The organism is Salinivibrio sp. PR932, assembly GCF_001996125.1.
Lineage (GTDB): Bacteria > Pseudomonadota > Gammaproteobacteria > Enterobacterales > Vibrionaceae > Salinivibrio > Salinivibrio proteolyticus.
In genome coordinates this window covers 99,675-120,929 of the sequence record NZ_MUFM01000002.1, presented here as the reverse complement: position 1 = coordinate 120,929, position 21,255 = coordinate 99,675, and the positions used below count along the sequence as shown (strand labels likewise).

The 21,255-nt window shown below is 49.5% G+C and carries 22 protein-coding genes; 14 read left to right on the top strand and 8 right to left on the bottom strand.

What is annotated here, in order from left to right:
- Window positions 1-11 precede the first annotated feature (11 nt).
- On the top strand, window positions 12-797 hold the full coding sequence (xni, locus tag BZG84_RS01420) for a flap endonuclease Xni (protein ID WP_077480073.1): 786 nt from the start codon (window positions 12-14) through the stop codon (window positions 795-797).
- Here xni and rlmM read toward each other — a convergent pair.
- The 4 genes from rlmM to BZG84_RS01400 all read right to left on the bottom strand — a co-directional run bounded on the left by rlmM (window position 794) and on the right by BZG84_RS01400 (window position 3,908).
- On the bottom strand, window positions 794-1,882 hold the full coding sequence (rlmM, locus tag BZG84_RS01415; protein ID WP_077639479.1) for a 23S rRNA (cytidine(2498)-2'-O)-methyltransferase RlmM: 1,089 nt from the start codon (window positions 1,880-1,882) through the stop codon (window positions 794-796). The two genes, xni and rlmM, sit on opposite strands and share 4 nt — an antisense overlap.
- A gap of 108 nt (window positions 1,883-1,990) precedes the next feature.
- Window positions 1,991-2,371: a DUF423 domain-containing protein gene (locus BZG84_RS01410; protein ID WP_077480071.1), complete on the bottom strand. Its 381-nt coding sequence runs from the start codon at window positions 2,369-2,371 to the stop codon at window positions 1,991-1,993.
- The gene (locus BZG84_RS01405) at window positions 2,371-3,006 is read right to left on the bottom strand and encodes an alpha/beta family hydrolase (protein WP_077480070.1); all 636 of its coding nucleotides are present in this window, start codon (window positions 3,004-3,006) and stop codon (window positions 2,371-2,373) included. Before BZG84_RS01405 ends, BZG84_RS01410 begins: the two co-directional genes overlap by 1 nt.
- The gene (locus tag BZG84_RS01400; protein ID WP_069588567.1) at window positions 3,003-3,908 is read right to left on the bottom strand and encodes a transcriptional regulator GcvA; all 906 of its coding nucleotides are present in this window, start codon (window positions 3,906-3,908) and stop codon (window positions 3,003-3,005) included. The genes BZG84_RS01405 and BZG84_RS01400 overlap by 4 nt, the downstream gene beginning before the upstream one ends.
- 382 nt (window positions 3,909-4,290) lie before the next feature.
- Here BZG84_RS01400 and BZG84_RS01395 point away from each other — a divergent pair, with 382 nt between their 5' ends.
- From BZG84_RS01395 to BZG84_RS01360, 8 genes are all read left to right on the top strand, one after another.
- Window positions 4,291-5,502, top strand: coding sequence for an aminotransferase class V-fold PLP-dependent enzyme (locus tag BZG84_RS01395; protein ID WP_077480069.1), 1,212 nt, complete (start codon window positions 4,291-4,293; stop codon window positions 5,500-5,502).
- A 19-nt stretch (window positions 5,503-5,521) separates the two neighbouring features.
- A complete protein-coding gene (csdE, locus tag BZG84_RS01390) occupies window positions 5,522-5,950 on the top strand; it encodes a cysteine desulfurase sulfur acceptor subunit CsdE (protein ID WP_232112093.1) in 429 nt (142 codons plus the stop codon).
- Between the two features lie 502 nt (window positions 5,951-6,452).
- A complete protein-coding gene (locus BZG84_RS01385; protein WP_077480067.1) occupies window positions 6,453-7,193 on the top strand; it encodes an SDR family oxidoreductase in 741 nt (246 codons plus the stop codon).
- Window positions 7,194-7,207: 14 nt separating this feature from the next.
- Complete coding sequence (locus BZG84_RS01380) at window positions 7,208-8,419, top strand: acetyl-CoA C-acetyltransferase (protein ID WP_077480066.1); 1,212 nt, start codon at window positions 7,208-7,210, stop codon at window positions 8,417-8,419.
- Window positions 8,420-8,474: 55 nt separating this feature from the next.
- The gene (locus BZG84_RS01375) at window positions 8,475-8,822 is read left to right on the top strand and encodes a phasin family protein (RefSeq protein WP_069588559.1); all 348 of its coding nucleotides are present in this window, start codon (window positions 8,475-8,477) and stop codon (window positions 8,820-8,822) included.
- An 81-nt stretch (window positions 8,823-8,903) separates the two neighbouring features.
- Window positions 8,904-10,718: a class I poly(R)-hydroxyalkanoic acid synthase gene (locus BZG84_RS01370; protein WP_077480065.1), complete on the top strand. Its 1,815-nt coding sequence runs from the start codon at window positions 8,904-8,906 to the stop codon at window positions 10,716-10,718.
- A 124-nt stretch (window positions 10,719-10,842) separates the two neighbouring features.
- Window positions 10,843-11,607, top strand: coding sequence for a substrate-binding periplasmic protein (locus BZG84_RS01365; RefSeq protein ID WP_077480064.1), 765 nt, complete (start codon window positions 10,843-10,845; stop codon window positions 11,605-11,607).
- A 60-nt stretch (window positions 11,608-11,667) separates the two neighbouring features.
- Window positions 11,668-12,453: a substrate-binding periplasmic protein gene (locus BZG84_RS01360; protein ID WP_158011459.1), complete on the top strand. Its 786-nt coding sequence runs from the start codon at window positions 11,668-11,670 to the stop codon at window positions 12,451-12,453.
- A gap of 18 nt (window positions 12,454-12,471) precedes the next feature.
- On the opposite strand, the gene tcdA is transcribed toward BZG84_RS01360, so the two are convergent.
- Both tcdA and BZG84_RS01350 read right to left on the bottom strand, forming a co-directional pair.
- Window positions 12,472-13,290, bottom strand: a complete 819-nt coding sequence (gene tcdA / locus BZG84_RS01355) for a tRNA cyclic N6-threonylcarbamoyladenosine(37) synthase TcdA (RefSeq protein WP_077480062.1) — start codon at window positions 13,288-13,290, stop codon at window positions 12,472-12,474.
- Between the two features lie 27 nt (window positions 13,291-13,317).
- Window positions 13,318-14,238 (bottom strand): LysR family transcriptional regulator, encoded by a 921-nt coding sequence (locus BZG84_RS01350; protein WP_158074943.1) that lies wholly within the window; start codon window positions 14,236-14,238, stop codon window positions 13,318-13,320.
- 98 nt (window positions 14,239-14,336) lie between these two features.
- Here BZG84_RS01350 and BZG84_RS01345 point away from each other — a divergent pair, with 98 nt between their 5' ends.
- The 3 genes from BZG84_RS01345 to BZG84_RS01335 all read left to right on the top strand — a co-directional run bounded on the left by BZG84_RS01345 (window position 14,337) and on the right by BZG84_RS01335 (window position 17,637).
- Window positions 14,337-15,665, top strand: a complete 1,329-nt coding sequence (locus BZG84_RS01345; RefSeq protein ID WP_077677942.1) for an aspartate aminotransferase family protein — start codon at window positions 14,337-14,339, stop codon at window positions 15,663-15,665.
- Between the two features lie 27 nt (window positions 15,666-15,692).
- Window positions 15,693-16,523, top strand: a complete 831-nt coding sequence (locus BZG84_RS01340) for a 3-keto-5-aminohexanoate cleavage protein (protein WP_077479370.1) — start codon at window positions 15,693-15,695, stop codon at window positions 16,521-16,523.
- A 142-nt stretch (window positions 16,524-16,665) separates the two neighbouring features.
- Complete coding sequence (locus BZG84_RS01335; protein ID WP_077663021.1) at window positions 16,666-17,637, top strand: TAXI family TRAP transporter solute-binding subunit; 972 nt, start codon at window positions 16,666-16,668, stop codon at window positions 17,635-17,637.
- 74 nt (window positions 17,638-17,711) lie between these two features.
- On the opposite strand, the gene mltA is transcribed toward BZG84_RS01335, so the two are convergent.
- A complete protein-coding gene (gene mltA / locus BZG84_RS01330) occupies window positions 17,712-18,791 on the bottom strand; it encodes a murein transglycosylase A (RefSeq protein WP_069586646.1) in 1,080 nt (359 codons plus the stop codon).
- Window positions 18,792-19,026: 235 nt separating this feature from the next.
- On the opposite strand from mltA, the gene BZG84_RS01325 reads away from it, so the two are divergent.
- Window positions 19,027-19,251, top strand: coding sequence for a hypothetical protein (locus BZG84_RS01325; RefSeq protein WP_069586647.1), 225 nt, complete (start codon window positions 19,027-19,029; stop codon window positions 19,249-19,251).
- A 73-nt stretch (window positions 19,252-19,324) separates the two neighbouring features.
- Here BZG84_RS01325 and BZG84_RS01320 read toward each other — a convergent pair whose 3' ends face one another.
- Window positions 19,325-19,675 (bottom strand): DUF2850 domain-containing protein, encoded by a 351-nt coding sequence (locus BZG84_RS01320; protein ID WP_101494780.1) that lies wholly within the window; start codon window positions 19,673-19,675, stop codon window positions 19,325-19,327.
- A 240-nt stretch (window positions 19,676-19,915) separates the two neighbouring features.
- Here BZG84_RS01320 and argA point away from each other — a divergent pair, with 240 nt between their 5' ends.
- A complete protein-coding gene (gene argA / locus BZG84_RS01315; protein ID WP_198536701.1) occupies window positions 19,916-21,241 on the top strand; it encodes an amino-acid N-acetyltransferase in 1,326 nt (441 codons plus the stop codon).
- Window positions 21,242-21,255 lie beyond the last annotated feature (14 nt).

The following is a 21,255-nucleotide window of genomic DNA, read 5'->3' as shown; positions in this document are numbered from 1 at the left end:
CGGTTAAGTCTATGTCCAAGCTTCACGTTGTTATCATTGATGCCATGAACCTCATTCGTCGCGTTCATGCCGCCCAACCCGATACTCATACCCTTGAGGCAACCACACAGACCTGCCTGAAAACACTCGATAAAATCATCAGTCACAGTGAGCCCAGCCATATTGTTGCGGTTTTCGATCATACCGGCCAAGACAGAGGTTGGCGTGCCGATATCCTACCTGAGTACAAGCAGGGCCGGAAACCCATGCCCTCCGACCTCGAACAAGGGTTGGACACCATTCAAGATGCATTCTGGCAGCGTGGTGTTGACTCCTTACTCTCACAAGGAGATGAGGCTGATGACATGATCGCAACGCTCGCATTAAAAGTCGCGGCCCATCACGAGCAAGTCACCATTGTTTCCACCGATAAAGGCTATTGCCAACTCTTACAGCCCACATTGCGGGTACGGGATTACTTCCAACATCGCTGGCTTGATTTGGCATTTGTGGAAAAGAGTTTTGGCGTTCGCCCTGAGCAGTTGTGTGACTTCTGGGGGCTCGCCGGCATCAGCAGCAGTGAGATCAGCGGCGTGCCGAGTATTGGCCCGAAAAACGCAGCCAATTTACTGTCCCAGTATGGCGATCTCGACGCCATACTTTCGGCTAATGATCTGGCTGAAAAGTGGTCGAAGAAGTTAGATGGTCACCACGATCTCGCACGCAAATGTAAGGCCGTGGCACAACTAAAAACGGATATCCCACTGGGCTTTAACCTACAGGATATCCGCTTTCAGCCAACAACAGTCAGTGCCTAACCATTCAGCGAGTGTTGACGTTTTACACGACGTAAGTACACGGTGATTTCTTCACGATCGTGATAAAGGTGTTTCGCCTTCATCTCGTAGGGAATGTTGTGCTGCTTTAAAAACTCACCCAAGGTGTCGAGGTTATAAGAAACCTGCTCATATCGACGGCTCATGGGGAGCTTCAAGTTGAACATGGCCTCTTTCGCCCATCCTGCAATCAACCACTCCCCCATGAGTTGAGCGACGCGGGAGGGTTTTTCGATCATGTCACAGACCAACCAAGTCACATTTTTTCTCGTGGGCTCAAACTTAAAGCCATCTTCGGCATGATGGAATACTTGGCCAGTTTCCATCAAGCTTTCATCCATCGCGCCGTTATCAACCGCATGCACAAACATCGAACGCTTCACTAACTGGTAAGTCCACCCGCCGGGACAAGCCCCCAAGTCGACCGCCCATAATCCGGGCGCGAGTCGCGTATCCCACTCTTCTTTAGGAATAAAGTGATGGAACGCTTCTTCTAACTTTAAGGTCGAGCGACTCGGTGCATCGGCAGGAAATTTCATACGCGGGATGCCCATGTAATGCGGTGAGTTATTGGTGGTCAATGAGTAACCCACAAAGCATGTCCCCGGCGCGATAAAGCAAAGATGAATAACCGGCTTTTTAGGATTGTCTTTTGCTAACATCACGCCCTGCTTTCGCAGTGCCTGACGCAATGGAACGGTGAACTTACGACAAAATTTCAATAAGGCTTTCGCCTCGTCATTATCAGGCGTCTCCACCCGCAAGTCTCCCGCTTTGGGCAGCGCATCTGCAACAGCCAAAATCGGAGAAATTCGGTCGTCCGGATCCAGATCAGAGAGCGATGCGGTCACCGCAATCATTTGCCGAGCAAAGATCAGGGAGTCGAGCGGCAGATCACGAACAATCTGCTCAGCCTCACCGTCTTGGTAGCATTCAAACAGCACATAGGCGCTGTTGTTAATCACTCGCGGAAATCCGTAAATACCCAGCTCAGTGGTTTTTTGTTGAATTTCCGCCGCACAGTCTTTTTCAAACCCTGCACGACAGTAAAGCAAAACCTGATTCATGACTTCCTCTGGTTTGGGTCACCGTCACGATTACCGTGACAAAAAACAAGCTGCGCATTATATATGCCAAGCGGTTAGGAAAGAAATGCCAACCCTGACGATTTTGGTTTACTGGCGACCTACGCGCCATGCTCCAAACGCCAATGCGCCCCAGCCGACTAAAAAGCTTAGCCCTCCGAGCGGGGTGACAGGCCCGAGCCAAGTCATGTGTGTCAATGCCAAAAGATACAAGCTGCCACTAAAACAGAGTATCCCGACCCACCATGCGATACCCGTTGTAACTACATAGCGCTCAGGCAGTTGAGGCGCAACCGCCCCAAGACACAACAACGCCAAACTGTGCCACATTTGATAATTGACGCCGGTTTTAAAAATCGCGAGCTCATAGTCGTTGAGCGTCGCTTTCAGGCCATGTGCGGCAAATGCGCCGAGCGCCACCGCTAATCCGGCACCAAGCGCCCCTGAAATAAGCCAATACTGACGCCTCATCAATTTGCTCCTTGTTGGTGAATAAACTGGCACAGATGCGAAACGGCGGTTTGGCGATTTTGCATCTCTGTCAGTCCCGAGGCTTTGCGAGGTTTAAAGCTATGATCGCCATCGGGCAAGAACGCGACCTCGACACTGGGCGATAGTGAATAACTCACCACCTCTTCTTGGCGGCCAAAGGTGTCTCGCTCACCTTGCAAAATCAATACAGGACGAGTGACTGACGCTAAATGTTCGCCCTTGTATTTTTCAGGTTTGCCCGGCGGATGAAATGGAAAGCCCAGACAGATCACACCTGAAACACTTGGATTTTCGGTTAAATGACTGGCCATTCTGCCCCCCATCGATTTACCGGCCAGCCATAAACGGCTGGTCGCAGGACGCAGACAGTTAACCTGCTCAATCACAGCTTCAAAACAGCTCAGCAGAGCAGGCGCACGGTCTGGCGGGCGTTTTTTACCATCGACTTTTCGCTTATCCATGTAAGGGAAATTAAATCGTACCACACAAGTATGCTCGCTCAATCGTACTGCCATATCGGCCATAAATTCATGATCTTTGTCCGCGCCCGCACCGTGAGCAAAAATAATCCAATCCGTTGCTGTCTGCTCACCATCAATCAAAAGTTCTGTCATAAATTCATCTTCTCCTGCTCTTTCGCAGCCGTTTCTAGCATCCACTCTCGAAATGCCGCAATCCGACCGGTTTCCGCATCACGCTGTTGACTGACCAAATAAAAGCCATTGTCACTTTTGAGCACTTGTTCAAATGGATGTACAAGTCGTCCTGACGCCAATTCAGGTTGGGATAACACATTATTACCTAGCGCGACACCTTGGCCGTGGGCTGCCGCTTGTAACACCATGGAAGAGTGACTAAAGATAGGTCCATGTTCCAAATTGATATCCGTCAGTTGATGCGCCTTCGCAAATGCTTTCCACTCTTTGCGTGAGCGATCGTGCAGTAGCACATGGTGTTTGAGATCATCAGGACAAGTCAGTGGCTTACCGGACTCTAACAATAAGGGCGAGCAAACCGGCAGTAGGCACTCTTGGTATAAAAGATCGCAACGTAGCCCCGACCAATTCCCTCGGCCGTAGTAAATAGCCACATCCACATCATCCGTCAGTGAGCCATCTTCCAAATCAACTGCTTTTATCCGAACATCGATATCGGGATGCGCTTTGTTGAAATCAGCTAAACGAGGCACCAACCATTGAATAGCAAAACTCGGCGGAAGACTGATGGTGAGCGCCCCTTTGGCACTCCGCTCCAATACTTTATCGGTCGCATAAGAAAGCTCGGAAAAAATATCTTTAATATCAAGAAAGTAACTCTGTCCTTCTTCGGTTAGCAGCAAAGATCGGTTGCGACGCCGAAATAGCTTAAGGCCAAGGAACTCTTCCAGCGCTTTGATTTGGTGGCTAACTGCAGCCTGAGTCACAAAAAGCTCTTCGGCAGCCCGTGTAAAGCTTAAATGTCGCGCCGCGGCCTCAAACACTCGAAGCGCGTTTAGCGGTGGGAGACGCCTTGCCATAAACAGCTCACCTCTTGTCATTAGTTTTTCTAATCGTTGACATTATAAATTGTCGATTGCTGATATACCAGCAACCTCCTATAGTGCATCCCGCATCCACAAGTGACGTCTCTCTATTTAAGACTGTTTCCGTGGTTGCGATGTTGTGTTTGCATTTGTCTAACACTGGTTAGACAGGTAGTCGTATCTACCACTTTTAACTTCCTGTATTTTGACATTGTCTGTCATTACATATTTGTTGGCACTGAGCTTTGCTCAGTGCTTTTTTTTGTCTGTTTGATAACGCCTATCCACGCGATGCATTCTCTGAGCGATAAAGTTACTTGAGTTCCAGCCAAGAGATAGGGATCATAAGCAAGATTCAGTTTGGACAGCTCGTACTATGACGCAACATTTCGATATTCACGCACTACGCGCCCAATTTCCTGCCTGCGAAAATCCGGACTGGGTGTACCTCGACAGTGCCGCTACGGCACAAAAGCCCCAAGCAGTGATTGATGCCATCAGTGATTTTTATTCATCGCCATTAGCTAATGTACATCGTGGCCAGCACCAAGCGTCACTCACTGCAACCGAGAAGTTCGAACAAGCGCGTCGGGATGTCGCAGCATTTATTGATGCCAAACCCAATGAGATCATCTGGACACGAGGCGCCACCGAATCGATCAATTTATTGGCTTACAGCCTGAGCCAACATTTCACTGCACAGGATGAGATCTTGGTCAGTGAAATGGAGCATCACGCCAACCTGGTTCCATGGCAATTAGTCTGTGAACGCACTGGCGCGACCTTAGTCAAAATCCCCTGCTGTCCGCTCACCGGCCAGCTCGATTTACATGCGTACCAACAAGCACTGAATACTCACACGCGGATTGTTGCTGTCAGCCATGTCAGCAATGTTACGGGTACCCGCCATCCTATCGAAAAGATGACTGCCATGGCGCATCGTTATGGTGCAATTGTGATCGTTGATGGTGCACAAGGTATAGTTCATGACCCCATCAGCATGGCTGAGCTTGATGCTGACTTTTACGTGTTTTCCGGCCACAAGTTATACGGGCCAACGGGGATTGGCGTGCTTTACGGCAAACACGATAGTCTCGCCGCACTGCCCGCTTTTCACGGCGGTGGCAAAATGATCACTGACGTAAGCTTTGAGCAGCATACTCTCGCCCCGCTCCCTGCTCGCTTTGAGGCCGGTACCCCAAATGCGGCTGGAGCGATTGGACTGGCAGCCGCGATCCAATGGTTAACACAATATGACTTGCGCGCAATAGACGCTCATCTCAGCACCTGTTATCAAGCTCTTGTCGAGGGTCTGAAGCAACGTCCTGCCATTCAGCTTATCTGTCCACAACCGCATAGTACTATGGTGTCTTTCGTGGTGGATGGCGAGCACCACGCGGACATTGCTGAGCTACTCGGCCAACAAAATATCGCGGTGCGTTCGGGCCATCACTGTGCGCATCCGTTTATTAAGGCGCTCAATATAGAGGGCACAGTCCGTGTATCTTTGGGTGCCTATAATAGCCAAGAAGACATTGACCGCTTCCTGACTGCACTGGATAAAACGTTATATTTACTCGGTGTTTAATCGCTAATTAATAGGATTCATGATGGACTTACCCTCTCACCCATTTGGCAGTGAGCTCGACCAACACACCGTTGCCGAGATGCTGGCACAACACACCAACTGGGAAGACAAATACCGCCAGCTTATTATCTGGGGAAAACGTTTACCGTCCTTCACTGACGCGCAAAAACAGGCTGCGAGCCAAGTATCGGGCTGTGAAAGTGATGTGTGGTTTTTGCACCACAAAGACGCGGAAACGCACTACTTTGCCGCCGACTCCAATGCGCGTATTGTAAAAGGACTGCTAGCCGTGGTTCTCGCCTGTGTGAACGGCCAAAACCACACACAGATCGCTCAGTTAGATTTAAATGCGGTCTTCTCGCAAGCCGGGCTTGCACACCACCTCAGTGAATCACGCACCAATGGCTTGCACGCCATCGTGCAACATATTCATTCCGAGATTAAATAATCAAGCGTAAACAGGCGGATAGCAACAATAAACACAGCAAAAAGCCTGTTTACCCCACCCACTCAATTGCCTAACAATCCATTCATATTTAGCCACTAAGCTATCTTAAGACCACCAAAACGCAATCGATAACATCGCCAATAATTTGGTTATTTTAGTCACTAACAATCGATCAACTGGAAAACTAAAAATGAACAATTTTTTTACATTTGATTTCATTTTTGCGGTTAATCATTGACATAGATCTCGAATAGATAAAAGAACGCGTTTTTACTTTGCGTAATTTCTCAAATTCGTTAGGTTAAATATCGGCGGTCATAAAAGGGTCACACCTTCACGATAGACTGCCCAACAACAGTGACAGAAGATATTAATCATTATTGGCATAGGTCTTGCTGTTACTCATAGACAATAAGGATGACTGTAATTCTGGCGTGAGTGGTTCCAGATGCGGCTTCAGGCATCTCGTTTAATTTGCTTGTTGTAGTGAATGGAGTCATACATGAAGAAACTGGCATTAGTTACCGGCGCAAAAGGCGGTATTGGTTCAGCGATCACAGAACAATTGGTTCAAGAAGGATACCGCGTGATTGCAACCCACTTCACCGGCGGCCAAAGCTGCGCGCAAGAGTGGTTTGAAGAAAAGAACTTCAATACCGAACAAGTACGCCTTTTTGAACTCGATGTCACAGATACTCAGCAGTGTGCCACACGTCTTGCCAAACTGCTTGAAGAAGAAGGCACCGTCGATGTACTCGTGAACAACGCAGGCATCACACGCGATAGCGTCTTTAAAAAGATGGATGCCACCCAATGGCATGAAGTCATTAATACCAACCTCAATAGCCTCTTTAACGTCACCCAGCCTTTATTCGCCGCGATGTGTGAAAAAGGCGGTGGACGTATCATTAATATTTCATCGGTTAATGGCCAAAAAGGTCAGTTCGGCCAAGCCAACTATGCCGCAGCCAAAGCCGGCATGATGGGCTTTAGTAAGTCACTCGCTGCCGAAGGCGCGCGCGCCGGCGTAACCGTTAATGTGGTTGCTCCTGGCTATACCGCAACGCCTATGGTCACCGCTATGCGTGATGACGTTCTAGAGTCCATCACCAATCAAATACCGATGAAACGTCTTGCTAAACCTGAAGAAATCGCCGCGGCTGTGACCTACCTCGCGAGCGATGCAGGTGCCTATATTACAGGTGAAACGCTGTCGGTGAACGGCGGCTTATACATGCAATAAATCAGGGAACGATGATGGAACGCATTTATATCGTAGCAGCAAAACGTACTGCTATTGGCGCATTTTCAGGGGCGCTAAAAGATATCCCAGCAGGTCAACTGGCCGCTCATGCAATCAAAGGTGCATTGCAGGCTGGATCGCTTAGCGGCGACGTTATCGATGAAGTCATCGTCGGTAATGTGGTCAGTGCAGGACAAGGCATGGGTATTGGCCGTCAAGCCGCCATTTACGCAGACATTCCAGCTAGCGTGCCCGCCTATTCTGTCAATATGGTTTGCGGCAGTGGCATGAAGTCAATTATGGATGCTGTGACGCACATTCGCGCAGGTGACGCACAGGTTGTGGTCGCTGCGGGGGTAGAAAACATGTCACAGATCCCGTTTGCTGCGGCAGGAAATTTACGCACCGGACAAAAGATGGGCAATTTTGCGATGAAAGACTTACTCATCAATGATGGCCTTACCGATGTGTACAACCAATATCACATGGGCGTGACAGCCGAAAACGTTGCCAAAGAAGTCGGGATTACCCGTGAGCAACAAGACAGTTTCGCACTAAGCAGCCAGCAAAAAGCGATTGCCGCAATCGAAGCGGGCCATTTCAAGCAAGAAATTGTGCCCGTCGAAGTGAAACAGCGTAAGCAAACACTCACCTTTGATACCGATGAATATCCAAAGGCTGATGCCACGTTAGAAGGACTCACCAAGCTACGTCCAGCTTTTGATAAAGAAGGAACGGTCACTGCAGGCAATGCGTCTGGCATCAACGATGGCGCCAGTGCCGTCATTGTTGCCTCTGAATCTGCCGTCGCCAAACATGGCCTGACTCCGCTTGCTGAGATTACTGCTTACGCGCAGCACGGTATTGACCCGAGCGTTATGGGGCTTGGTCCAGTAGGTGCGGTCAATGCCGCGCTCGATAAGGCCAACCTGACTATCGACAACATCGATTTGTTTGAGCTGAACGAAGCCTTTGCAGCCCAAGCGCTCGGTGTGGTTCATCAGTTAGCACAACACCATCAAATCACTCCGGATGCTTTATTGGAGCGTGCAAACGTGAATGGCGGTGCCATTGCACTCGGCCACCCTCTTGGCGCGTCTGGTAACCGGATTGTGGTCACACTGCTACACGAGCTGACCCGAAGAAGCGCCACCTATGGCGTCGCTTCTTTGTGTATTGGCGGCGGCATGGGTACGGCTTTGGTTATCAAGCGTACACAAGCGTAAATGGACATTTGCGACCTTGGGAACTATCCCAGACAACACTATCAGGAGATACACCATGTACACAGATATGTTTAAAGCGTTTTCTGAGCAATCTGAAAAAGCCTTGGCTCCATACGTTAACTTCAACAAATTGGTAGCCAAAAACGTAGAAACTCTTACCGAGCTGCAAATGAATGCCATGCGCACATACAGCCAGCTAGGTCTGGAGCAAATGAAAGCGGCAAGCGAAGTGAAAGACGTATCAACACTGACGTCATTCAGCAGCCAGCAGCTTTCTGCGCTGACAAAACTGTCTCAACAAATGATGGACGACAGCACCAAGCTGCAAAATATCGCCAAAGAGTTCAAAGAAGATATCGACAAGTTGACTGCCGAAAACATGAAAACTGGCACCCCAGCATAAGGGCAAGGCCACTACAACAGCGCCTGCTGCCTTGTGGGTAGCAGGCCTTTGTGGTGTTTATCCGTTTAAGAGGGCAAGACTATGTTTCATCACTTCTTTTCGGACTACCTTGCCAGGCTGCAAGAACAAAACCAGCAATGGTGGCAGGATCTTGAGCAGGGCAAGGCAGCCGTAAACACACCGTTCAACCAAGCCATGCAGGAAATTAGCCTGCAAGACACTGCTCAGTTGCTGGAAGGTGCGGCTCAACAACCCGCTGCACTTTTACAGGTACAAATGCAGTGGTGGGAACAACAACTTCAAATTTGGCAAAACGCCATGCTCGCGCGCGACAATACCGAAGAGGTCGTCAGCGAAGAGCGAGATGACAAGCGTTTCAAAGACAAAGCATGGCAAGAAGACGTCTTGTACAACTTTATTAAGCAGTCTTACTTGCTGTTCGGGCGCACCTACATGCAAACCATCGATGCTATTGAAGGCCTCGATGAAAAAACCCGTGAGCGCCTTTCTTTCTTTTCACGTCAAGCGATTAACGCTATGGCGCCAAGCAACTATATCGCGACCAACCCTGAACTGTTGAAAATGACATTGGAGTCTCAGGGCGAAAACCTACTTCGTGGTATGGAGCAGCTAAAACAAGACATGGAGTCAAGCGCCGATATTTTGAAAGTGCGCATGACCAACAACAATGCCTTCCGTGTCGGTGACGATGTAGCGAACACCCCAGGGGATGTGGTGTTTAAGAATGAGGTGTTTGAACTCATTCAATATCGTCCTATGACGGAGAAAGTACACGCGACACCCATCTTGGTGGTGCCTCCGTTTATTAATAAGTATTACATTCTCGATTTACGTGAGAAAAACTCACTAGTGCGCTGGCTGGTCGAACAAGGCCATACCGTGTTCTTGATGTCATGGCGTAACCCTTCTGCAGAGCAAGCAGAGATCGGGTTTGAAGACTATGTGACCCAAGGCACTGTCAAAGCGGTTAGTGCTATCGAAGAAATTACAGGACAGTCGCAGATTAACGGCGTGGGTTACTGTATCGGCGGCACCGTACTGGCCTGTACGATTGCATACTATGCCGCGAAGCGCATGAAAGCACGTATCAAGTCGGCGAGCTTCTTTACCACCTTACTCGACTTCTCTCAGCCGGGTGAAATTGGCGCCTATATCAATGACAGCTTGATTCGAGCGATTGAAGCGCAAAATACAGCGCGTGGTTATATGGATGGCCGCTCACTCAGCGTCACTTTCAGCTTGCTTCGCGAAAACAGCTTGTACTGGAACTATTACATTGAGAACTATCTCAAGGGAAATAGTCCTGTCGATTTTGACTTGCTGTATTGGAATAGCGATAGCACCAACGTGGCGGCGAAAACCCACAACTTTATCCTGCGCGATTTGTATCTTGAAAACAAATTGGTGCAAGACAAAGGGGTCAAAGTCGGTGGCGTCTGGATTGATCTCAACAAGATCAAGGTGCCAAGCTACTTCATCTCGACCAAAGAAGATCACATTGCCCTGTGGCAAGGCACCTATCGCGGCGCACTGAATGTCGGTGGCAATAAAACCTTTGTGTTGGGTGAGTCTGGTCATATTGCGGGGATTGTTAACCACCCTGTGAAGAAGAAGTACGGATTCTGGACCAACGATAGTCTGCCTGATTCAGCCGATGAGTGGCTCGATAATGCGTCACATCACACAGGCTCTTGGTGGACGCATTGGGAGAAATGGCTGCGAAGCTATAGCCCAGAGGAGCAGGTAGAGCCTTATGCGATCGGCTCTGAGAACTATCCGGTTCTTTATGCGGCACCGGGTGAGTATGTTCGTCAGGTTTTGCCGATTCACACAGAGGCAAAAACCGAACCTGAGCCTGAAGAAGCTAACGCGTAACCAACTACTGTCTCAATAATAAGAATGGCGGCGCAATTGTGGCTCATAGAGCACAACGGCGCCGCCGCTTTATTTCTCCTGCACTATACTCGTCTCATAATCACGAAAACGATTAGGAGGCAGTATGAGGCTGATGGTGCAATGGGGATGTGCATTGTTGCTGCTCCTCCCAATGCTCACGCATGCGCAATCAATCCGCCTAGCATCAGGTGAATACCCTCCTTTTATTTCGCAGCACCTCCCCAACCAAGGCCCATTAACTGAAATTATTGTGTTAGCCACCGAAGAAGCTAATCTCGATGTGTCTTTTGGTTATTTTCCTTGGCATGAGTCTATGGCGCTGGCTCAGCAAGGTCAGTGGGACGGTACGGTTGGATGGGCTTTCACCGAAGAGCGCGCACTGGATTTTATCTATTCGGATGCCATTTATACCGAAAGTGCCGTTTTCTTTCATCACCGGGATAAAGCGTTCGATTGGTCAAAGCCCGAGGATTTAGCCGGTCTTGCGGTCGGTGTCGGCCTTGGATATATCGACGTCAAGACACTGAGCCAATTACAAAAAGCCGGTATCGATGTGAAGTTACAAGAATTTGCCAAAGAAGAGGACAAGCTCCACGCCTTATTGAATAATCAGGTTGACCTTGCACTAGGCAACAAAGATGTTTTGCAGCACATCATTAAAACGACGCTAAGTGTAGAGCAAGCTCGTCAGTTAACACATCATCCCCATCCCTTTCGCGTGACTCCCTTACATGTGCTGTTTAGTCGTAAGATTGAACAAGGGTACGATCATTCCCGCGCATTCAACAAAGGGTTACGACGTATAAAAACGGATGGTCGCTATCAAGCAGTTTGGAATCAATTTCGACGGCAAAAAATGTCGGAATAGTCTCAGTTGAAGATTCATCGACATTGGTTTTGGTAAATGTCCGTTGACTTTGGAGTTGTTATGTGGCGATGGCTAATCATTTTATTCGCGTTCAGCCTCCCGGTGGTTGGTGTTGCCACGCCCAATTTGGTGCTCACGTCTGGCGACTACCGTCCATTTATTTCTGATCAATTAGCACATCAAGGGGTGTTGGCGCATATCGTCAAAGAAGCTGGCAAGCAACAGGGCATGGAGATAGAGATCAAGTTTGTCCTTTGGCCGCAAGCAAAAGAAGACGCACAAACCGGTAAAGTACACGGCACGGTTGGTTGGGGCTATACCCCAGAAAGAGAGCGCGACTTTATCTATTCAGCCCCCATTTATACTGAGTCTGTGGTCTTTTTCCACCTCAAAAATCGTCACTTCGATTGGCAGTCTTTAGACAGTCTCAATGGCCTGAATGTGGGAATTAGCGAAGACTATATTGAAGACAACATGTTGGAAACCTTTAACCAAGAAGGTGGTAGCGTCATCATCCGTAAATATCCGAGCGAGCTCGAGAAGGTGAAAAGCCTGCTGACCGGCCAAAGTGATGTGATTGTCGGCAATCAATACGTCATCCATGACGTGGTGCGCAATCAACTTCGCAACGATGAAAGTCGTCACATCACATTTCATCCCAAACCGCTTCGTGTCACGCCTTTACATGTTTTATTCAGCCGTCAACACTCCCAAAGCGCGCTATGGGTCAGTCAGTTTAATCGAGGATTACGCCAGTTAAAGATGAGCGGTGACTACCAGCGCGCTTGGAGTGCATTTCGTATGGGAGAGTATGGGCTGATCGGCATCCCCGCCGAGCAGCCGTAGTTAATCGGCTTGGCGTAGTTAATCGGCTTGGCGTCGTTTATCCGCCTCGATCAATTTGTGTAAAATGCGCGACACCGCGACGAACCCAAAACTGGCCGTCACCATAGTTGCCGCACCAAAACCACTGGCACAATCCATTCGCTTCGGCCCTTGTGCAGATGCCTTGCTTTCACAGACACTGCCGTCAGGTTGTGGGTATTTGAGTTGCTCGCTTGAAAAGACACAGTCAATCCCAAACTTTCGTCCTTGAGTCTTAGTAAAACCGTAAAAGCGACGCAAATTGTTACGCAGCTTCGCCGCGAGTGGGTCTTGAATCGTTTTGGTTAAATCCGCCACTTGGATCTGGGTGGGGTCGATCTGTCCCCCCGCGCCACCCACGGTAATGACTTTGATTTTGTGCCGCTTGCAGTAAGCCAACAAGGCCGTTTTGGGCTTGATGCTATCGATAGCATCGAGCACATAATCAAAGCGCTTGTCGATATACTCAGCAATATTATCCGGCGAGATAAAATCATCAATCACAGTCACTTGGCATTCTGGATTGATTGCTGCCACACGCTCGGCCATCACCTCGCTTTTGCTTTGGCCAATGGTCGCTTTCAAAGCATGGATTTGTCGATTGGTGTTGGTAACACACACATCATCCATATCAATCAGTGTGATGGCGCCAATCCCTGTCCGAACCAGCGATTCCACTGCCCACGATCCCACGCCACCAATACCAATGACACAAATATGGCTCTGGTGAAACACCTCAAGCGCACGGCGTCCATATAAACGAGCCGTACCGCCAAAACGTTGCAGATAGGATTCTGATAGGGATTGTGTCATAACCATAGTCTTCATTGATCGCGCAGACAGGCGTTATACCGACTTGCTGATGGGATGTCTAGCCGGATCCCCTTTGAGGACATCATACAACCAATTGATCACGTGCATAACCGCCGGTGAGCGCTGCTTATACCGCGCGCTATAAAGATAATAGCCATAGCCGCTGTCGATACTTAACCCCAACGGATTCACAATCTGATCGTTTGACAGGGCCGCTGAGGCCATAAAGGTGGGGATTAACGCCATCCCCATCTGTTGTTTTACGCCTTCAAGCGCCATAAAAAAGTGCTCAAAGCCCGCTCCGTATTGCGGATTGCTGTCAGCCAGCCCAAATTGTTGCCAAAATTGCTCCCACAGTGAAGGGCGCGTTAGATGAGATAAAACTGGCACTTCCGATAACAACGCGGCCCGATCCAAAGGTTCTGGCAGCAAGGTCACTGATGCGACAAGCGATAAGTGTTCGTGAATTAAACAGACTCCTTGCGCGCCTGCCTGCTGATGAGGCTGACAGCGGATTAAAATATCCAATTCACTCTCTTTCCCTTGGGGCACATAGTCACTGGCACTGACCACCACAGAAATATCAGGATGCTGCGATTTAAACGCTGGCAGCTGCGGGATCAACCAAAGGCTGGCAAACGAGGGCGGCACCAATAAGCTGACGGACTCTTGCCTTGCACTTTGCTGACGCGCTTGCGCCGTGGCATTGGCAATATCATTGACGCTGGCCGATATCATAGTTAAATAAGGCTCTCCGACTCGGTTTAGCCTTACTCCCCCAGCATGTCGCTCAAAGAGTGGTTGACCAATCCCTTCTTCGAGCTGCTGTATTTGCTTGCTCACTGTACTTTGGCTGACATGCAACACCTTCGCGGCTTCTGAAAAACTTCCCGTTTGAGCCACCGCAATCAGTGTTTGTAGCGAGCGCATCGACGGCAAACGCACATTCATCATCCCATTCCTTTTTTGCATACCTGGTGAAAATATATCCTTTGCGGTTTAAAACACAAGTTCACCATACTGAGTTATCACGCTTGCATTGAGGCCCTCGTATGAGTCATGTCTTTCACCGTCACTGTCATCATCTTCCCCCTACCATTGCCAGTGGTAATGGGATGTACTTAATCGACACTCAAGGTAACGAGTATCTCGATGCATGCGGAGGCGCTGCCGTCTCTTGCCTTGGACACAACCACCCTAGCGTGTTAGAGGCTATCCACCGTCAACTGGACACTATTCCTTATGCGCATACCGGCTTTTTTACCTCCGCACCGAGTGAAGCACTTGCCGAGAAGCTGATTGATCTTGCCCCTTCTTCCATCAACCATGCTTATTTGGTCAGTGGTGGATCTGAGGCGATGGAAACCGCCCTCAAGCTCGCTCGCCAGTACTGGGTGGAAGTCGGCGAACCCCAGCGCCAACATTTTATTGCTCGGCGACAGAGTTATCATGGCAACACCTTGGGCGCCTTGTCTGTGGGAGGGAATGCGTGGCGACGAGCTCCATTTGCTCCCTTATTAATGGATACCAGTCTGATTGCCCCTTGTTACGCCTATCGCGATCAAGGTCCCGATGAAACCGCTTACGAGTATGGTCAGCGGGTGGCCAACGAGCTTGAAGCCATGCTGTTAGAAAAAGGGCCGGATACCGTCATTGGATTTGTCGCAGAACCTGTGGTGGGCGCGACAGCCGGTGCATTGACCGCAGAGGCTGGCTATTTTTCTCGTATTCGCGCGATCTGCGATCAGTACAATATTTTGCTGATCCTCGATGAAGTCATGTGCGGCACGGGACGCACTGGGCGTTTTTTCGCCTTTGAGCATGAAGACATCGTTCCGGATATTGTTGCCATCGCTAAAGGGCTGGCTGCCGGTTATCAACCCATTGGCGCGACCTTAGTCACGGATAGAGTCTATGAATCGATTGCATCTGGGTCAGGCTTTTTTCAACACGGCCATACCTTTATGGCTCATCCAACGGCATGTGCCGCTGCCTTAGCAACACTCACCACACTTGAGCAAGAAGGATTAGTTGACGCGGCGGAAAAACAAGGTGAGGCGCTTAAAACGGCGCTACATCATCAGTTTGATTCACACCCTTTTGTCGGCGACATTCGCGGACGTGGACTGTTTGTCGCGTTAGAGCTCGTGGCAGACAAAACCAGTAAGCGCCCCTTTTCATCTGATCTCGCGCTCCATCAAACGATAAAACATACCGCCATGCATAACGGGCTGATGTGTTATCCCATGGGCGGTACCATTGATGGTAAGCAGGGGCACCATATCTTACTCGCACCGCCCTATATCATTGAATCAACTCATATCGCAGCCATCACCGACAAGCTAGCACTAACATTAGAGATGTGCTTGCCTTCTCAATAACGATACATTGATAGACGAGGGAAAAGAATGCAAGACGCAAGGACGATCATGGTTGCCCCCAATGGTGCACGCTTACAGCCCACACACCACCCGACTGTGCCTATCACCGGCAAACAACTGATCCACTGCCTGCACGAATGTGCAGAGGCAGGCGCAACCATGGCACATATCCACGCCCGAGATACACAGGGGACGCATAGCCTTGATCCCGCGCTAAACCAAACGCTATATCAGCAAGTGATGGATGCCGTCGGCGATCGTATGGTGATTCAACTCACCACCGAGGCCGTAGGCCGCTATTCTCCCCAGCAACAAATGGCTCTGATCCAAGCCGTCAAACCGGAAGCCGCTTCCTTTGCACTCAGAGAGCTTGTTCCTGATCATCAACCGACACACCAAGCCGTGAAAGATTTTTTTGCTTGGACAGTGGAGGCGCGCATCTACAGCCAGTTTATTCTCTATCACCCTCAAGAATTGGCACGCTATTACGCGTTACGAGAGCAAGGCATTCTTCCCTCGCAAGGTCATCACCTGCTTTTTGTTGCGGGCCGCGACCGAACGCCTCCCAGAGGCGCACCGGAAGATATCGTCGCCATGTATCAAGCTCGTCACTTAGATGAAACTGTTCCTTGGTCTGTCTGTGCATTTGGCCAGCGTGAGCTTTCCTGTTTAACCACGGCCGCCTTGCTAGGAGGAGATATGAGGATTGGTTTTGAAAACAACATCTTCGATGTCCATGGTCGCGCAGCCCCCAATAACGCATACCAGATCACACAACTGCGCAACACGCTGGAAAAGCTGGGATATTGTACTAAACCTGTACAAGCATTGAGGCAAACCATGACCCAGTCGTTTTAACCCAATACTATTGCTTGCAAATATTGTTAAAAGATTGAAAAAATAGCGCGGTGACACTTTTTTGTCATATTTGCATCGAGTGTCATACCATCTTCGAGGGTGCGCCCGGATAGCAACCTCTAACTAAAAAGGAATCTTAAGCATGAAAGCGATGAAACCGACTCTGATTGCGCTCAGCTTTTCCGCTGCACTAGGAACCGCAGCAACCGCTCAAGCAAATCAGTTTGTGACCATTGGTACCGGTGGTGTTACTGGTGTTTATTACCCTACGGGTGGTGCAATCTGCCGTCTGGTCAATAAAAGCAAAGATGACCATGGTATTCGCTGCTCAGTAGAGAGTACGGGCGGTTCTATTTACAACATCAATACTATCCGTGCTGGCGAGCTAGATATGGGTATCGCCCAGTCTGACTGGCAATATCACGCTTACAAAGGCACCAGCAAGTTTAAAGACCAAGGCGAGTTCAAAGATCTGCGCGCGGTCTTCTCGATCCACCCTGAACCCTTTACTGTGGTCGCACGTGCGGACGCAGGGATTAAAACCTTTGATGATCTGGCTGGCAAACGCGTCAACATTGGTAACCCAGGCTCAGGTCAACGCGGTACCATCGAAGTATTGATGGACCAAATGGGTTGGGATATGGACAAGTTCGGCCAAATCTCTGAGCTAAAGGCGGCGGAACAATCCAAGGCATTGTGTGACAACAAAATTGATGCCATGGTCTACACAGTCGGCCACCCAAGTGGCGCAATCCAAGAAGCGACTACCGCCTGTGATAGCGTGCTAGTGGAAGTGGCGAACGATGCAGCTAAACAGCTGATTGCTGACCGTGATTACTACCGTAAAGCCGTGATCCCAGGTGGCATGTACCGTGGTAACGATAGCGATGTCACGACTTTCGGTGTCGGTGCGACCTTTGTATCATCGACTCAAGTACCAGACGACGTGATTTACAACGTCGTGAAAGCAGTGTTTGAGAACTTCGATGATTTCCGCCGTTTGCACCCTGCCTTTGCGAATCTGAAGAAAGAAGAAATGGTAAAAGATGGCTTGTCTGCACCGCTTCACCCCGGCGCGGCACGCTACTATCGTGAAGCAGGTTTGATTGAATAATCAATCACGCTCAAAGGAAAAGCGAGCATGCAATGCTCGCTTTTTTATCGCTTCAACTCCGTGAATGACACTCTCTAAGGCTGACTCGCAAGCTGGGGTGCCAACGCTTCAAGCTTCCAAACTCGGCCAAAGTGTTTGTAATGCCCCGCTCGCTCTCCAGCGTCATTGCCCATACCGTGGTACAAATCAAGATGATTTTCTTTCACCGCCCCACCGGTATCTAATGCCATTAACAGTTTGAGTACATGCTCTCCCGTCCAGTTGCCTTGCTCATCCAACTGAGGCACTTCAGCAAGTAGCACACTCCCCATCGGTAAATAACGTCTATCCGCCGCCACAGACGCGCCGGCTTTCAATGGAATACCTGCCGTGCCACTCACGGGATCTGCCGCCTTAGGCGTAAAGAAAACATAAGAGGGATTTTGCTCCAGTAACTCACGAACTTCCTCTTCACCATGAGCCGCCACCCAGTCTTTGATCGCTTTCAGCGACATTTTTTCACGCGGCACTTCGCCGTTTTCAATCAAGACTTTACCGATGCTGACGTAAGGGTGCCCATTCTTGCCACCGTAGGCAAAATACTCGAGTTGGTCGTTATCGCCAAAGTGGACAAAACCACTGCCCTGAACTTCCATAATAAAGTTATCAATCAAAGAAGCGCTGTAGCCCAGCTCTAATCCCAACCCATCTAAGGCTCCATCGTAAATCGCTTTGCGATCTGGGCAGTCGTCATCGCAAAAGGGTTTGGCATAAACCGGATAGCGGAACAAGGCATCGGGTTGATGACGCATCTCAATCACTGGTGAGAAATAACCGGTAAACATCACGTTACCAAAGTCATCACCACCGCCCATTTGGTCGACACCCAGTCCAAACTCAGCAAGTGCTTCCACATTGCCTCCTGCATCCAACCACGCTTGCAAGCGCTGGTATACCGCTTGATGCTTGGCCACTAGCGAAGGCGATTTCGCTTTCACTTCGGCTAACTGATCATTAAACAGACTAAAGTCACGTGGGCTATCAGACACCACGTGTGGCACTGGAGTTAAAATTGATTCAAACCGCCCATCAACATATTGTTGACCACGGTCAGTGGGACGTACACACCCTGCGAGTGCAACCACACACCCCATCACGACTAACGCTTTTTTCACACTGTAATCCAATCAGTAGTTTGTAGCGCTAAGGCTCGCAAAAAGACCTACACTTCGCAATCACTTCTCATTGCTAAGTTGTAACTGCCTGCAAATCAATACACGTTGAATGTGATCAAATCTATCTTACCTGCCTGAAATAGGCGACATTCATGAAAGTGTCATATAGTTGTTATGTACTGTGTCTGAAACAAAATTGCATAATAAATGCAACATCAAGGGAGTACGGGTTGCTATGGATCTGAAAGTTGGGCGTTCAACGCTTCTTGATACCGATGCAGTGGAATACCAATGGATTCGAATGATGGCCAGTGAGGGCTGCACTCGAAACACTATCAATACCAGCATTCAACGTTGTCTCGGTGGCGATGAAACCACCGCCGATATCCTTCGCCGCGTGGCCATGAAGCAGTGTTCGGTTAATGAACTGCTTTCATCTCTCGACGCGGTTAAATACTAGCGTGTAAAGTGGCGCCATATTGCCATTGATCGCAATTGGCGCCTCTTCACTTGCAGCAACGCTGCGCGCAAACTTAATTCGCCTTACCGAACATAGACGTATAGTGCGCTGGCGATAGCCTTTCTAGCGTTGATTTATTCTCTACGCGATACAGATACTCTTGTGTGCCAATCGTGTACGACAGCTCATCGCCATCAAACGTATAAGCGGTAGTCGCACGACTTCCATTGGTATAAATACCATCCGAGCGCACCTCAAAACGGTCAGCCGCATAAGGGGCCACCTCTAGTTCCACCCACTCACCGTATAAATCTTTTTTGGTCATATCAGGGGCAAAAAACTCGGGGCGAGTTGCCACCAGAAAACTGGCGCCACCCGCTAGAATAATAAACACCAGTAAAAATATTTGTTTGGTCAACCGCACGCTACAACCTCACTCACTGATAATCAGGACATTTTAACCAATCCCATTGTCTACTTTAGACGCAGTTTGCAAATCTTGTGAGTTTGGTTCCCAAACAGACGCTAATTTGCCCCGTCACCTCGCCTCTTTATCGCACGGGCGCGCAGACGACAGCGCATAGTAAACTGACTAAAGGCTTGACACTTATCACCCAAAGAGAATAAAAAGGCACTATAAGTGAATATTTAGATGGAAAGGCATGTGAAGATAAGAAGTACCGCACTGGTTAAAGGATTTCGTCAATCGGCGCCGTATGTCAACGCTCACCGAGATAAAACCGCGGTGATCATGCTGGGTGGCGAGGCGATGGCGGATGAGAACTTTCAGAATATCGTCAATGATATCGCCCTACTCAATAGTCTGGGCATGAAACTGGTGTTGGTGTTTGGCGCCCGCCCGCAAATCAATCATGCTCTTAATCAGTACGGACTGGAAACGCCTTATCACAAAGGTATTCGCATCACCGACAGCCACGCGCTTGAAGTGGTCAAACAAGCGGCCGGTCAAGTGCAGCTCGACATTACGGCGCGTTTATCCATGGGGCTGAATAACACGCCCATGGCCGGCGCTCAGATCAATGTGATCAGTGGCAATTTTGTTATCGCGCAACCCTTGGGCGTCGATGAAGGAATTGATTATTGTCACAGTGGCAAAATTCGCCGTATCGACATTGACGGCATTCAGCGCCAGCTCGATCAAAATGCGATTGTGCTAATGGGGCCGGTAGCCAGCTCAGTGACGGGGGAATGCTTTAACCTCACCTCCGAAGAAGTGGCGACTCAAGTCGCGATTCGGTTACGCGCAGACAAGTTAATTGGCTTTTGCTCCGAACAAGGGGTCTTAAACCAAGACAATGAGGTAATTTCTGAGTTACTGCCCACCCAAGCCCAGCCACTTCTAGAAGCCAGAGAAGCCGCTGGCGATACTGGCTCTGGCACCAGTCGCTTTTTACGAGGCGCGATTGCTGCGTGTCGCGCGGGCGTTACGCGTAGCCATTTGATCAGCTATAAAAAAGATGGGGCATTAATCCAAGAGCTGTTCTCGATTGAGGGGATCGGCACCCAGATCGTGATGGAGCGTGCCGAAAAAGTGCGCCAAGCCCAGATTGACGATATCGGTGGGATCTTGGATTTGATCCGACCTTTGGAGCAACAAGGGATCCTAGTGCGCCGCTCGCGAGAACAATTGGAGCAAGAAATCCCCCGCTTTACCATCATCGAACGCGATGGATTAGTGATAGGCTGCGCCGCACTCTATCCGTTTAGTGAAGCGCGCACCGGCGAGATGGCATGCGTCGCCATTCATCCAGACTACCGTGATGGCGACCGCGGCGTCATGCTCCTCAATCACCTCAAACAACGCGCCAAAGCCAAAGGGCTCGAAACCATTTTTGTGCTCACCACCCACAGTCTGCATTGGTTTTTGGAACAAGGCTTTTTGCTCTCTGATGTGTCAGCACTCCCTAACACTCGCCAAGAGCTGTACAACTATCAGCGGCGCTCTAAGGTGCTGACTTTAGCGCTTTAGCGGGTTTCGCCACG

What these genes read in the sequence shown, in the direction of transcription:
- xni (WP_077480073.1), top strand. Translation starts at nt 12, where the DNA reads ATGTCCAAGCTTCACGTTGTTATCATTGATGCCATGAACCTCATTCGT.
- rlmM (WP_077639479.1), bottom strand. Translation starts at nt 1,882, where the DNA reads ATGAATCAGGTTTTGCTTTACTGTCGTGCAGGGTTTGAAAAAGACTGT.
- BZG84_RS01410 (WP_077480071.1), bottom strand. Translation starts at nt 2,371, where the DNA reads ATGAGGCGTCAGTATTGGCTTATTTCAGGGGCGCTTGGTGCCGGATTA.
- BZG84_RS01405 (WP_077480070.1), bottom strand. Translation starts at nt 3,006, where the DNA reads ATGACAGAACTTTTGATTGATGGTGAGCAGACAGCAACGGATTGGATT.
- BZG84_RS01400 (WP_069588567.1), bottom strand. Translation starts at nt 3,908, where the DNA reads ATGGCAAGGCGTCTCCCACCGCTAAACGCGCTTCGAGTGTTTGAGGCC.
- BZG84_RS01395 (WP_077480069.1), top strand. Translation starts at nt 4,291, where the DNA reads ATGACGCAACATTTCGATATTCACGCACTACGCGCCCAATTTCCTGCC.
- csdE (WP_232112093.1), top strand. Translation starts at nt 5,522, where the DNA reads ATGATGGACTTACCCTCTCACCCATTTGGCAGTGAGCTCGACCAACAC.
- BZG84_RS01385 (WP_077480067.1), top strand. Translation starts at nt 6,453, where the DNA reads ATGAAGAAACTGGCATTAGTTACCGGCGCAAAAGGCGGTATTGGTTCA.
- BZG84_RS01380 (WP_077480066.1), top strand. Translation starts at nt 7,208, where the DNA reads ATGGAACGCATTTATATCGTAGCAGCAAAACGTACTGCTATTGGCGCA.
- BZG84_RS01375 (WP_069588559.1), top strand. Translation starts at nt 8,475, where the DNA reads ATGTACACAGATATGTTTAAAGCGTTTTCTGAGCAATCTGAAAAAGCC.
- BZG84_RS01370 (WP_077480065.1), top strand. Translation starts at nt 8,904, where the DNA reads ATGTTTCATCACTTCTTTTCGGACTACCTTGCCAGGCTGCAAGAACAA.
- BZG84_RS01365 (WP_077480064.1), top strand. Translation starts at nt 10,843, where the DNA reads ATGAGGCTGATGGTGCAATGGGGATGTGCATTGTTGCTGCTCCTCCCA.
- BZG84_RS01360 (WP_158011459.1), top strand. Translation starts at nt 11,668, where the DNA reads ATGTGGCGATGGCTAATCATTTTATTCGCGTTCAGCCTCCCGGTGGTT.
- tcdA (WP_077480062.1), bottom strand. Translation starts at nt 13,290, where the DNA reads ATGGTTATGACACAATCCCTATCAGAATCCTATCTGCAACGTTTTGGC.
- BZG84_RS01350 (WP_158074943.1), bottom strand. Translation starts at nt 14,238, where the DNA reads ATGATGAATGTGCGTTTGCCGTCGATGCGCTCGCTACAAACACTGATT.
- BZG84_RS01345 (WP_077677942.1), top strand. Translation starts at nt 14,337, where the DNA reads ATGAGTCATGTCTTTCACCGTCACTGTCATCATCTTCCCCCTACCATT.
- BZG84_RS01340 (WP_077479370.1), top strand. Translation starts at nt 15,693, where the DNA reads ATGCAAGACGCAAGGACGATCATGGTTGCCCCCAATGGTGCACGCTTA.
- BZG84_RS01335 (WP_077663021.1), top strand. Translation starts at nt 16,666, where the DNA reads ATGAAAGCGATGAAACCGACTCTGATTGCGCTCAGCTTTTCCGCTGCA.
- BZG84_RS01325 (WP_069586647.1), top strand. Translation starts at nt 19,027, where the DNA reads ATGGATCTGAAAGTTGGGCGTTCAACGCTTCTTGATACCGATGCAGTG.